The sequence below is a fragment of the Fodinibius roseus genome, from assembly GCF_900129315.1.
Classification (GTDB): domain Bacteria; phylum Bacteroidota; class Rhodothermia; order Balneolales; family Balneolaceae; genus Fodinibius; species Fodinibius roseus.
In genome coordinates, this window is record NZ_FQUS01000004.1 from 169,462 (window position 1) to 181,464 (window position 12,003).

General features: G+C 48.2%; 10 protein-coding genes. 7 read left to right on the forward strand and 3 right to left on the reverse strand.

The features are described from left to right. The first annotated feature begins 33 nt into the window (after positions 1 to 33). The 6 genes from BUB16_RS05225 (at position 34) to BUB16_RS05245 (ending at position 5,260) form a co-directional block, all read left to right on the forward strand. Complete coding sequence (locus BUB16_RS05225) at positions 34 to 687, forward strand: cytochrome c oxidase subunit 3 family protein (RefSeq protein WP_073060281.1); 654 nt, start codon at positions 34 to 36, stop codon at positions 685 to 687. Positions 688 to 710: 23 nt separating this feature from the next. Next, complete coding sequence (locus tag BUB16_RS05230) at positions 711 to 1,013, forward strand: cytochrome C oxidase subunit IV family protein (protein ID WP_073060283.1); 303 nt, start codon at positions 711 to 713, stop codon at positions 1,011 to 1,013. Positions 1,014 to 1,282: 269 nt separating this feature from the next. Next, entirely contained in the window at positions 1,283 to 2,212 is a 930-nt protein-coding gene (locus BUB16_RS21725) for a class I SAM-dependent methyltransferase (RefSeq protein WP_211483096.1), read from the forward strand. Continuing rightward, on the forward strand, positions 2,194 to 3,210 hold the full coding sequence (locus BUB16_RS21730; RefSeq protein ID WP_211483097.1) for a D-alanine--D-alanine ligase family protein: 1,017 nt from the start codon (positions 2,194 to 2,196) through the stop codon (positions 3,208 to 3,210). The genes BUB16_RS21725 and BUB16_RS21730 overlap by 19 nt, the downstream gene beginning before the upstream one ends. A 159-nt stretch (positions 3,211 to 3,369) precedes the next feature. Then, on the forward strand, positions 3,370 to 3,894 hold the full coding sequence (locus tag BUB16_RS05240; protein ID WP_073060286.1) for a hypothetical protein: 525 nt from the start codon (positions 3,370 to 3,372) through the stop codon (positions 3,892 to 3,894). A 394-nt stretch (positions 3,895 to 4,288) separates the two neighbouring features. Further along, positions 4,289 to 5,260: a nitrilase family protein gene (locus BUB16_RS05245; protein WP_073060290.1), complete on the forward strand. Its 972-nt coding sequence runs from the start codon at positions 4,289 to 4,291 to the stop codon at positions 5,258 to 5,260. A 141-nt stretch (positions 5,261 to 5,401) separates the two neighbouring features. Here the strand turns inward: BUB16_RS05245 and BUB16_RS05250 are convergent, their stop codons facing one another. Further along, positions 5,402 to 6,340: a COX15/CtaA family protein gene (locus BUB16_RS05250; protein ID WP_170864289.1), complete on the reverse strand. Its 939-nt coding sequence runs from the start codon at positions 6,338 to 6,340 to the stop codon at positions 5,402 to 5,404. A 96-nt stretch (positions 6,341 to 6,436) separates the two neighbouring features. On the opposite strand from BUB16_RS05250, the gene cyoE reads away from it, so the two are divergent. Continuing rightward, complete coding sequence (gene cyoE / locus BUB16_RS05255) at positions 6,437 to 7,342, forward strand: heme o synthase (protein ID WP_073060295.1); 906 nt, start codon at positions 6,437 to 6,439, stop codon at positions 7,340 to 7,342. Positions 7,343 to 7,596: 254 nt separating this feature from the next. On the opposite strand, the gene BUB16_RS05260 is transcribed toward cyoE, so the two are convergent. Next, complete coding sequence (locus BUB16_RS05260) at positions 7,597 to 10,053, reverse strand: alpha-ketoacid dehydrogenase subunit alpha/beta (RefSeq protein ID WP_073060298.1); 2,457 nt, start codon at positions 10,051 to 10,053, stop codon at positions 7,597 to 7,599. Positions 10,054 to 10,329: 276 nt separating this feature from the next. Then, positions 10,330 to 11,724 (reverse strand): class II fumarate hydratase, encoded by a 1,395-nt coding sequence (locus BUB16_RS05265; protein WP_073060300.1) that lies wholly within the window; start codon positions 11,722 to 11,724, stop codon positions 10,330 to 10,332. Between the last annotated feature and the right edge of the window lie 279 nt (positions 11,725 to 12,003).

The following is a 12,003-nucleotide window of genomic DNA, read 5'->3' on the forward strand; positions in this document are numbered from 1 at the left end:
AGTATTAAATTATAAAACAGTACAATCTGAATTATGGCAAATCATTCAACCTCCTCACATTCCCGATATCTGCAGCATCATTTTGTGGATGCCGAGCAACAGTTCGACGCTGCCAAAATGGGTATGTGGGTATTCCTGGTAACGGAAATCCTCTTTTTTGGCGGACTTTTTGCCGCTTATATTGTATACAGGCTGTGGTACCCGGAACTTTTCGTCATGGCCTCAGAAGAGCTTAACACGCTGTGGGGCGGTGTTAATACGGTCGTACTTATCGGAAGCAGTCTGACTGTTGCCATGGCGATCAAGTCGGCCCAGCTTAATCAAAAAAGAAACATCGCCATTAACCTGGGAATCACCCTGGCCCTTGCAGCTATTTTTATGGTAATTAAATATTTTGAATGGACGCACAAGTTTCACCTGGGAATCTTTCCCGGTGAGTTTTATGCCTACGAAGGCATCGATCACCCCAAGGCCAATGTCTTTTTTAGCCTTTATTACCTGATGACCGGCCTGCACGGTCTTCACGTTATTATCGGGATCGGACTCATGATCTGGCTGTTGGTACGTTCGGTCAAAGGCCATTTTGACAGCGAATACTATACCCCGGTTGAGATTACCGGTCTTTACTGGCACCTGGTCGATATCATCTGGATTTTCCTTTTCCCCCTGTTCTATCTAATTGACTGATAACTTAAAAACGATTTATCCCTATGAGCGGACATCATATTTCAACAGATAAAACCCTATTGGGTGTAGCCGGCGGACTCCTGGTTTTGACGGTGCTTACCGTTGTTGTACACTATTTGCATCTTCCCGATCCCTGGTCCATCATCGTTGCCATGGGCATTGCTACATTTAAAGCAATGCTGGTAGCGCTCTTCTTTATGAACCTGTACTGGGACAAGCGCTTTAACCTGATGCTTTTTGGAACCTCTATTGTCTTTCTTGCGCTTTTGGTAGGCCTCACCCTCCTCGACACGCTGTTTCGCGTTGATGTCCTACCGAGCTTCTGAAAATACGATAATGCCATAATCCTCTGTTTGCTCCATCTGGCATCTACCGGCCGGTCCCTTTGGGGGATCGGCTTTTTTTATTGGGGCCACCGGTTTCTGTTAAATGCCTCAATTATTAATCAAACATAGCAAACAATCTTTTATCCCGTATTTCTTAGTGGGAAATATGGATTATATCCCTATTTTAAAAATTATGCATACTTAGTTGATCCCTGTTGAAAAAAGCCCGGGAGCATCAAGCATAATGACTTTTAAAATGTAAAATAAAAATGAACAAAGCATCTCAGCCCAAGCGGGACAACAAGCCTCATACGGGAAAATCACTGGGTCCTGTAAATAACCTTGAACATCACCTGCATCCGGAATGGTGGAAACGGATCTTCAACTCAATCTACCTGAAAACGGATGCTGATGTAGTAGGTGATGATAAAATAACGGAAAGCGAAGTCACGATTTTCCATGAATTGTTGGAAGTCAAAAATGGACATTCACTGCTGGATCTCGCCTGCGGTCAGGGTCGTCATCTTATTGAATTAGCCAAGCGGGGGGACTATAACCTGTTTGGTCTCGACAGATCAAGATATTTACTACAGCGAGCCAAAAGCAATGCGAAAAAGCGTGGAGCTGCTGTAAATCTCAAGGAGGGAGATGCGCGAAAACTTCCCTATGCTGCCGACTCATTCGACTTCGTAACAATACTGGGAAATAGTTTCGGTTATTTTGAAGTTCCCGAGGAGGATGCCAAAATACTGAAAGAGGTGTTCCGAGTACTAAAACCTGGAGGAAAGCTTTTAATGGATATAGCCGATGGCTCCTTCCTCAGAAAAAATTTCATCCCCAGGAGCTGGGAATGGATAGATAAAAAGCATTTTGTGTGCAGGGAACGATCTCTGGCTGCGGACAATAGACGCCTGATATCAAGAGAGGTCGTTACCCATACTGATACGGGGGTTATCGTCGATCAGTTTTATGCGGAACGGCTTTACACCGAAGAGGAGCTGGAAATGCTGGTGGACAAAGTTGGATTTCGGGAAATCCAACTTCACGGAAACATTAAGGTTGATTCAGTGCGCAACCAGGACCTGGGGATGATGGCCAACCGGTTTATCCTTACCGCGGGGCCACTAAGGAATGGACCCCTCAAAAAAGTAAGAAAAACATCCGCAATGTGGTTGTGGTTATGGGAGATCCCAATCTAGCTGACGCGGTCAAACCCGATGCAAAATTTGATACGGATGATTTTGATACCATTGACAAGCTGAAAAAGGCGCTGAATAAACTGAAGAACTACCGCTTCAGCTATATCGACAATCACAGCACGTTAATAACGGACCTTCAGAAAATAAAAGGTAAAACAGACCTGGTCTTCAACCTGTGTGATGAGGGATTTAGCAATGACGCCCAGAAAGAACTGCATGTCCCTGCGTTATTGGAAATGTTGAATTTACCCTATACGGGCTCCAACCCCCAAACACTCGCTTACTGTTACGACAAATCCCTGGTCAGGGGCATCGCCACGGAGATCGGAGTCCCCGTAGCTAAGGCCTCCGTAATTACTGCAGAAGATAATCTGTATGAGCTCACTATTCCCTTCCCGGTCATCGCCAAACCGAACTTTGGCGATTCCAGTTTTGGCATTACGCAAAAAAGCGTTGCTTATTCTATTGAAGAGCTGGCCGGCGCTATCCTGAGAATTAAAGAGCAATTCGGTTACAGTAAGCCGGTCCTGCTTGAAGAGTTCCTGACCGGCGCGGAAGTTTCCGTAGGTGTTATCGGTAATTTGGGCAACTATACGATCTTTCCGGTCATAGAGGAAGACTACTCCGAGCTGCCCGAAGGGTTGCCCAAGATTTGCGGGTATGAAGCAAAATGGATTACAGATTCTCCCTATATGCAAAAGTTAAAGTCGGTCAAAGCTAACCTCCCTTTGCCTGTCGAGCGGGAACTTATCAATCACAGCCTGAAGTTGTTCCAGCGCTTGGACTGTAAAGATTATTGCCGGTTCGACTGGCGATTAAGCAGCTCTGGGGAACCCAAACTGCTGGAAGCAAATCCCAATCCCGGTTGGTGCTGGGACGGTCACCTGGCAAAAATGAGCAGTTATGGGGGAATGGACTATTCCACCATGCTGGAGGCTATTCTAAGCGCTGCAGAATTGCGTCATAATCCCTCGGAGAGGCTTCCGGTTCGCATATAGGCGGCCCATATATATGAATATATGTGAGGATTTCAGCCGACCGATAACGCCGGCATTGGGCAAAAAACCAGTTTTACAAAATTTCTTTTAGTTATTGATGTGTGTTGATGTGTATATATGGGAAAGAAACCTGGAGGAAGCTTAGTATTGGGATTTATCATGAAGTTAAAAATATCATTTATCACCATTGTGACTGCCGGCTTATTTCTTGCGGGTTGTGAGCTGCAACAACAGAGTGCCGAGCCGTATTCGGATATTTCAACGGATGGATTGCGTCTACAGTTGGAAGTCGAACCTGCTCAAATCACTGTAAATCCCGAAGAAGAGTTTACAGTGACCTATTCCGTTCAGAATAACAATCCGGAAAAAGTTAAGCTGGTCAGCGGGTGCACCGCATTTGCGAGGGGTATGGTATTCCGCCAGGAAGAAGTCGTAAGATTAGAGGGCTCGTCCGACGTGTGTTTTACCGCTATAAGCAGCTATGAAATTCCCGCCGGGGAAAAGCTGGAGCTGGAATGGCAGGTCAAACCGTTTTCGCTCAAGACTTATCCGGATGACCGGGAACCTGATACTACGCTTGCCGAAGCCGGGAAATACACCTTCAGGGTAAAACCGGATATTATGAAAATCAATGGAGAGGAGACGAGCCTGCCGGACATAGAAAGAAAGGTAGTGCTAAAGTAACCTGGTAATGTATGGAGGGATACATAATTAAATAACGACACCGATATTTACCCTTTTCTACTTCCGTCCCTTCCGGTAACGGTTGGTCAATTCGAACCGAATGGATAGGTATTGTCAGCTACAGTTTTGCAACTGTGGACTGCTTTTTATATTCTCCTCCATTTAGATAATTTCTGAAATTCCTTCTTTAGCCTGGATTATTCATAACTAATAAGGAATCATTTGTGATACTTTTATTATTTTAAGCCTTTGATATAGTCAATTATTCTTATGGAATAACTCAGGTTGAGGGTGGATGTTTCGGGGCAACAAAGAGTTAACTGTTACCGGAGCATCAGACCTTTTACGAAAAACCTTATCCCTTGCATTAATAAAAATAGATCCCATACTCGCCATGAATATTGCAGTTGCCCAGTTTGAACCCAGAGACGGAGATAAATCGTATAACCTCTCCGTGATCGAAGCACTGACCCAAAAAGCCAAAGAGCAGGAAGCCGATTTGATTAGCTTTCACGAGATGTCCGTTACCGCCTATACCTTTACCAAGGATCTCAACCTGGATGAACTTACCGAACTGGCTGAAGTTGTTCCCGGGGGACGCAGCACGCAGGAATTAATGCGGATTTCGTCCCGCCATGACATCCCTGTTCTTGCCGGACTGGTGGAAAAGGAAGGCGACAAACTGTATAACACCTATGTTGCGGTATCGGGGGACCAGCTGCTTGCAAAATTCAGAAAGCTGCATCCCTTTATTAACGGACATCTTTCCCCCGGGAATGAATACGTGGTATTTGACCTGCTGGGATGGAAGTGCGGGATCCTGATTTGCTACGACAATAATATTATTGAAAATGTAAGAGCCACTGCGCTGTCAGGTGCGGAGCTGATTTTCGCTCCCCACGTGACGGGCTGCACGCCCTCCAGCATGCCGGGCAGAGATTATGTCGACGATGAACTTTGGGAGAACAGGAAGGATGACCCGGTGTCACTGCGGCTGGAGTTTGACGGTCCCAAGGGCCGGCGGTGGCTGATGCGATGGCTGCCGGCCAGAGCGTATGACAACGGCGTTTATTATGCATTCACGAATCCCATAGGATATGATGGGGATCAGCTTAAAAACGGCAATTCCATGATCCTGGACCCCTATGGGGAACTGCTCTCCGAGGTAAAGTCTTTTGACGATGAGATTACGGTTGCAAGAATCACAAAGGAAAAGCTAAAGCATGCGGGCGGACGGAGATACCGAAACGCACGAAGGCCTGAATTGTACCGGGAGATCATCGGCCGGGATCATAATCCCGAGACGAATCCTGCCTGGATGAAGGAACAGGGGGAAGGTAAAGAAGAGAGTGGAAACACAGCATAGAGCTTTTTTTATAAACAATATAGGAGCCAGTCTCCGGTACCTGGACCCATGGGATCAAATGTAACATATGTTCATACAATAAATAAACGGGTAGACCTGTCGGTAACCGGGCTCTCTTTGCAGGAAAATTTCACCGGAAAGCTATCCGGTATCGGGCTGTTCTCCGGCACGGTTCACCACCAGTACCAGTATAAATTCAAGCGCGATGAGAATGGCAACGCCCACCAGGTGTATCACTTGATAAACGGGAGGAATCCCCAGGTAATAAAGTCCCGCCCCCGTTGCTATCTGCAGCAGTATCAGCCCGAAAATCCAGCTGCCGAGCTTGTTCAACAGTGGCTTGCCGGTACGCCGGCGCGCAACGTAAAAAAGGAGTGTCCCGGACAAAAGAACGGCCCATGAAAAGGATCGGTGCAGTTCGTCGACAGGCCCCACTTTTGATATCCACAGATTCCGGGCGGGGGGACGGTCCATGTTTTTCAGAAGATCGATCGCCTCGCGCACTTGCGTACCTATGCTCAGCTGCACAAAGGTAATGACTAACAGTAACAAGCCGCTTCCCAGAAGCCAGCGCCGGGTTTTGGGCGGGATCCGTAGCTCAAGTTGTTGTTCCGAAGCTTTAAACACCGCATAAATAAGGGTCATCATAATAATCATGGCCAGCAGCATATGCAGGGTAATCAGCCACTCACTGAGCCCCGTAATAACCACCTGTCCCCCGAGCCATCCCTGAATCAGAACCAGAACCAAAGCAGCGCCGGAACTATAAACCACGGACGGCTCTTTTTTGCGATAAGGAATAGAAAGTACAAAAGTAGCGACAATCAGCAACCCGATAATCACCCCGATCAGCCGGTTGATATACTCAGTCCAGGTTTTCAATACATTAAACTGGGTGGCATCAAACCCGGCGGGCAGGTCGGAAACAGCTGTAGGCGGGATCCACATGCCGAAACACCTGGGCCAGTCGGGACAACCAAGTCCCGCCCCCGAGGCCCGAACAAGTCCCCCGATAAATATCAGAAATATCGTGGCCCCGACGGTAGTCAGCGCAACCTTTTGATACCTATTGAGCTTCATATAATTTTGCACAACGACCAACGCCATTTTTTTCCCGGGGTACCACTTTTGAATAAAAATTGGTACCTTATGACCTATTAAAATTACAGACGAGGCATGAATTTAAGCACAGATTTTACGCTTTCAAAGTTTATTAATACAAAGAAGATTGCAGCCTATTATGAGCTGACCAAGCCCGGGATTACGCTGACGGTCCTCGCCAGCATGCTCATCGGATTTATCCTGGGCTCCGGAAGTGAGGTCGACTACCTGCTTCTGCTTCATGCCGCCCTCGGTACCTGGCTCATCGCCTCGGGCACGGCCGCACACAACCAGTTTTTGGAGTGGCGGCTCGACGGAAAAATGAAACGCACCCAAAAACGTCCCGTTCCCTCCAGCAAGATTACCCCACAACAAAGTGTGTTATTTTCTATGGGTTTGATGGTAGCGGGACTCATTTACCTTATTGCGGTTGTGAATTATGTGGCGGGACTTGTTTCCCTGCTGACCACCCTTATCTATCTTGGCATTTATACGCCCATGAAGCGTGTGTCCGTAATCAACGTATTCATCGGTGCCATTCCCGGGGCCCTCCCTCCCGTTGGCGGCTGGGCCGCCGCGACGGGACATCTCGGCAGTACGGCCATGTGGATTTTATTCGGCATTGTCTTTTTATGGCAAGTGCCGCATGTTATGGCTATTGCCTGGGTCTGCAAGGATGATTATACCAACGCCGGCTTTCAGATGCTCCCCAGAAATGACCCCGGGGGATATAAAGCTCTTGCGCTGATCCTTCCCTGCCTCATTGCGCTCATACCGGTGTCTTACGGGCTGTATTACGTGGATATGAACAGCTGGCTCTACCTGGGGGGAGCGCTCGCCAGCTCCGTCGTTTTTCTGTACTACGGACTACTCTTTGCCCGGGACCGTGATAAAGCATCGGCTAAAAAACTGATGTTTGCCTCTTTCGGCTATCTACCCGCCGTCTGGGCTTTCGTCATTCTGGACCTGCTGTTGCTATAGGTTAATCCTGTTTTCCCATCCTGATGGTTTATAAATATCAGTAATGCCGATGCCGGCACTCTCTGGCCGTAACTTTAAAACCACCGAAAGGAGAAGAAGACATAAAGTTATCTGAATCCGCTATCTATTATTACTCCCCGCGAAACAGGACCTGAGCTCCCGGATTCGCTTTACAGTTTTTGCCTTTCCGCACCATGAGGTTTTCTGAGCTTCAAATATTCCGTATACCATTTCAAAAGAGGACCATATTTATATTACTCGTAGATCGGGGGATATTTTATCGGGTCAGCTTCACTCATAACGGCGTATACGGCCTCAAAAATATCCTCTTTATTCGGCTTGGAGAAATAGTCTCCATCTGACCCATAGGCCCCGCGATGTTCCGCGGCGGTCAGGCACTGCGGCTCGGAGTCAAGATAAAAATATCCATTCTGCTCTTGTAGTACCTTGTTCATCATAAAAGCGGAAGCCCCGCCCGGCACATCCTCATCCACAAAAAGGATACGATTTGTCTTCCGGAGCGACTCCGCAATCATATGCTCCAGGTCGAACGGCAGGAGAGTCCGAACATCAATCAGCTCAACAGAAATACCGACCTCTTCGAACTGCGGCAACACGGACTGGCAAATATTGAAGGTTGAACCATATGAGACGACGGTAATATCCGTCCCCTCAGAAACAACACTTGGCATACCCAGTGCTACGGTAAACTCCCCCAAATTATCCGGCAGCTTCTCCTTCAGGCGATAGGCATTGAGTGGTTCAACAACCAGTGCGGGGTCATCACCCTGCAGCAGAGTGTTATACATGCCCGCAGCCTCCGTCATATTCCGCGGCACACACAGGTGCAGACCCCGGATGCCATTGAGGATCATACCCATAGGCGAGCCCGTATGCCATATTCCTTCCAGCCGGTGTCCCCGCGTGCGCACAATAAGCGGGGCCTTTTGTCCCCCGGCACTCCGGTAGCGTATGGTTGCCAGATCATCACTTAACCCCTGAAAACAGTAAAGGATGTAGTCTAAATACTGGATCTCAGCAATGGGACGCAGCCCGCGCAGAGCCATGCCGATTCCCTGCCCCAAAATAGTAGCTTCCCGGATTCCGGTATCCTGCACCCGGAGTTCGCCAAACTTTTTCTGCATATTTTCCAGACCCTTGTTTACATCCCCGAGCTTGCCCGTATCCTCTCCGAAAACCAGCGTTTCAGGATATTTTTCGAAGATCTTTTCAAAATTATCCCGCAGCACAATGCGCCCATCCACCCGTTTTGCATCAGCACTGTATGTTGGTCTTACTTCTTCAACATGTAGCGGAGACTGGTTGTTTTCGCTGTACAAGTGAGAACCATAACGTTTTTCATTAATCTCAAAATGTTCGTCAAGCCATTCATACAGCTTCTCTTTTGCCGGGAGTTCTTCATCCCGGGTAATTCTGCATGCTCTGCGGACGGCAGAGAATCCATGCTTTCGAAGGGGGACCTTCGGTATTTCCAGCTGCCTTTTAAGATATTTTAGCTTTGACTTATGACTGCTTTCCTCAATAATATCATCCATCAGCCCTCTGACCGTATTGAGATCTTCCTTCAGCTCGGTGATATAGGCTTCCCTGGCCGCATTCTTAGCTTCTTCGGCCTCCTCCCGGGCAGCCTCTTCAAGTTGGTTTATCTCTTCTTCGGAAGCAATCTCCTGGTCCAGCAGCCAGCTGCGCATCTTGCGGATACAACAGTGCTCTTCCTCCCACTGCAACCGTTCATCCGGCTTATAGCGCTCATGAGAGCCTGAGGTTGAGTGTCCCTGCGGCTGGGTAACCTCTTTCACGTGAACCAGGACCGGCACATGCTCGCTCCGCGCAAGATCGGCAGCCTTCCTGTAGGTATTCATCAAAGCCTGGTAGTTCCATGCTTTAACCGTAAGTATTTCTACTCCCTCTTCCTCTTCCGTTCGCTGAAAACCGGAAAGAACTTTAGATATGCTTTCCTTGGTCGTCTGGTATTCCCGCGGCACCGATATGCCGTAGCCGTCATCCCAGACCGAAAGAACCATCGGTACCTGCAACACACCGGCGGCATTTATGGTCTCCCAGAAGATTCCTTCCGACGTACTGGCATCGCCGATGGTTCCCCACCCGATCTCCTTTCCCCCGTCAGAAAACTTCCGGAATCGCTCCAGCTCAGGCAGAGTTTTGTGATTACGATATACTTTGGAGGCCTGTGCCAATCCCAACAAACGCGCCATCTGTCCCGCCGTGGGAGAAATATCAGGCGAGGAGTTTTTCATCCGGGTGAGGTCTTTCCAGCTTCCATCCTCATTAAGGCTTCTCGTACTGAAATGGGCATTCATCTGGCGTCCCCCGGTATGAGGATCAGCCTTGGTATTGGCATGCGCATAAAGCTGTGCAAAAAACTGCTGTACCGTAACCTGACCGATAGCCATCATAAACGTCTGATCGCGGTAGTAGCCAGACCGAAAATCTCCCTCTTCAAAATATTTTGCCATCGCAATTTGAGGCAATTCTTTACCATCCCCGAAAATCCCGAACTTAGCCTTACCGGTCAGCGTTTCTCTACGTCCTATATACGAAGCTTCACGACTTACTACGGCTAATTTGTAATCCGCCAGGATCTCCTGTTTTTCAGCATCAGTCAAATTAGCAGTAGTAAAACCGTTCGATTGCGTTCTGCTCTTCTTCCTCGTTCCCGTAGGTGCCATAATTTCTGTTTTTCAGTTCGTTCACGACTGTGGCATTATTTAGTAAATCACAAAGCTCTGAAAGTAATTTTCAAGTCATCTTCCGGATATAAACCTTAATAATATTGCTAAATTATGTATGATCACCATACGTTCAATTACATCAATACTTGAACGTATGTTTCCATCTCTACTCCTGCATCACTACCTCTCAATCCTATAAAAAGGAGCAGGAGAAGATATCTTCCGGCCCGGTGAATGTAGGACAATGCTTTAGCCGCACAAAATCCTGCACAGCTATTCCATAAATCCGCCACGTGTCATTTTTATCGGATCCAGAGCTTCACTAAGCTCTTCGTCGGAAAGATCCGTCATTTCCCGGGCTACTTCCTTCACCGGGCGTCCCTCTTTATAGGCTTTTTTAGCAATTTTTGATCCCTTGTCATATCCTATTATAGGATTCAACGCTGTAACCAATACCGGATTCCGTCCCACCGTATCAGCAACCTTCTCTCTGTTTACGGTAAGGCGCGTAACAGAACGGTCTGCCAGGTTACGGGCGGCATTGCCTAAAATCATGATTGACTCCAGTAAATTGTGGGCAACCACCGGCAGCATGACATTCAGCTCAAAGTTGCCGGATTGGGCCGCTATCGTAATCGCCGAATCGTTGCCGATAACCTGTGCACAAACCATCGTGACAGACTCTTCGATGACCGGGTTGATCTTGCCCGGCATAATAGAAGAACCAGGCTGCAGCGCCTCCAGCTTAATCTCACCAATACTGCTGTTGGGACCTGAATTCATCCATCGCAGATCATTACCGATCTTCATCAGCCCCGTGGCAATGGTCTTGAGCTGTCCGCTTAGTTCTGCCGGGGCATCGACCGTCGCCTGTGCCTCAAAATGATTGGCCGCCTCTGAAAAAGATAAGCCGGTGGCATCAGAAAGCGCTTCAGCCATCCGGGCTCCAAACTCCGGGTGGGTGTTGAGTCCCGTTCCCACCGCCGTACCGCCCTGGGGCAGCTCCGAAACCCGTTGCAACGCTGATTCCAATCGCTCAACACCCAGCTCGAGTTGGCGGGCGTATCCTTCAAACTCCTGTTTAAGGGTGACCGGCATTGCATCCATCAGGTGCGTCCGGCCTGTTTTGACCACATCCGGAAACTCTGCTCCCTTTTTCTCAAAAGCAGATTTTAGGTGCCTCAGGGCGGGGATCAATTTCTCTTTGACCGTTACTAAGGCTGCCACCCTGATAGAAGTGGGAATCACATCGTTCGAACTCTGTCCGTAGTTTACATGGTCGTTGGGATGAATTTCCGGCTTCACTTCCTCTCCCTTGAGCTCATTGGCTCTCTTAGCTATAATTTCATTGGCATTCATATTGGTTGAGGTCCCCGAACCGGTCTGGAAGATATCCACAACGAAATCGTCGTCAAACATTCCTTCACTGACTTCAGCCGCCGCTTTTTGGATCGCTTCTGCGATATCTTTATCAAGCTCACCGAGCGCGGCATTTACCGATGCGGCGTGTTTTTTCACCAATCCCAGCGCCATAATAAACGCCCTGCTGAACCGCAGATCACTGACCGGAAAGTTATTCACCGCCCGCTGGGTTTGTGCGCCGTAATAAGCATCTTTCGGTACTTTTACCTCTCCCATTGAATCCTTTTCAACTCGGTATTCACTCATAAATATCGCCTTGTTAAGTTCAAATTAGTTGCCAAAACTGTTACAAACGAACTCACCATTAATAAAGACTTAAAGGTAGTGATTTTTTAGGAAAGTTTGGAGATTAATAGGACTGGGACTTTGCTCGGCAACGGGATCCGGGTAACAACAGTTTCGATCATTCGACCGGCAAAAGCGGGCTCATCCCGCCCCGCTCCTCACGCCAGGTAGTGCGAATAAGAGACGACTCTGGTCTTCCTCTCTTTCGGGGGAACGGATCGGGAAGCTTCAAACGGTGGG

Bases quoted from the DNA above. Each gene is read 5' to 3' on its own strand.
- BUB16_RS21730 (WP_211483097.1), top strand. From the start codon at position 2,194: ATGGGAGATCCCAATCTAGCTGACGCGGTCAAACCCGATGCAAAATTT.
- BUB16_RS21725 (WP_211483096.1), top strand. From the start codon at position 1,283: ATGAACAAAGCATCTCAGCCCAAGCGGGACAACAAGCCTCATACGGGA.
- BUB16_RS05245 (WP_073060290.1), top strand. From the start codon at position 4,289: ATGAATATTGCAGTTGCCCAGTTTGAACCCAGAGACGGAGATAAATCG.
- BUB16_RS05265 (WP_073060300.1), bottom strand. From the start codon at position 11,724: ATGAGTGAATACCGAGTTGAAAAGGATTCAATGGGAGAGGTAAAAGTA.
- BUB16_RS05230 (WP_073060283.1), top strand. From the start codon at position 711: ATGAGCGGACATCATATTTCAACAGATAAAACCCTATTGGGTGTAGCC.
- BUB16_RS05240 (WP_073060286.1), top strand. From the start codon at position 3,370: ATGAAGTTAAAAATATCATTTATCACCATTGTGACTGCCGGCTTATTT.
- BUB16_RS05225 (WP_073060281.1), top strand. From the start codon at position 34: ATGGCAAATCATTCAACCTCCTCACATTCCCGATATCTGCAGCATCAT.
- BUB16_RS05250 (WP_170864289.1), bottom strand. From the start codon at position 6,340: ATGAAGCTCAATAGGTATCAAAAGGTTGCGCTGACTACCGTCGGGGCC.
- BUB16_RS05260 (WP_073060298.1), bottom strand. From the start codon at position 10,053: ATGGCACCTACGGGAACGAGGAAGAAGAGCAGAACGCAATCGAACGGT.
- cyoE (WP_073060295.1), top strand. From the start codon at position 6,437: ATGAATTTAAGCACAGATTTTACGCTTTCAAAGTTTATTAATACAAAG.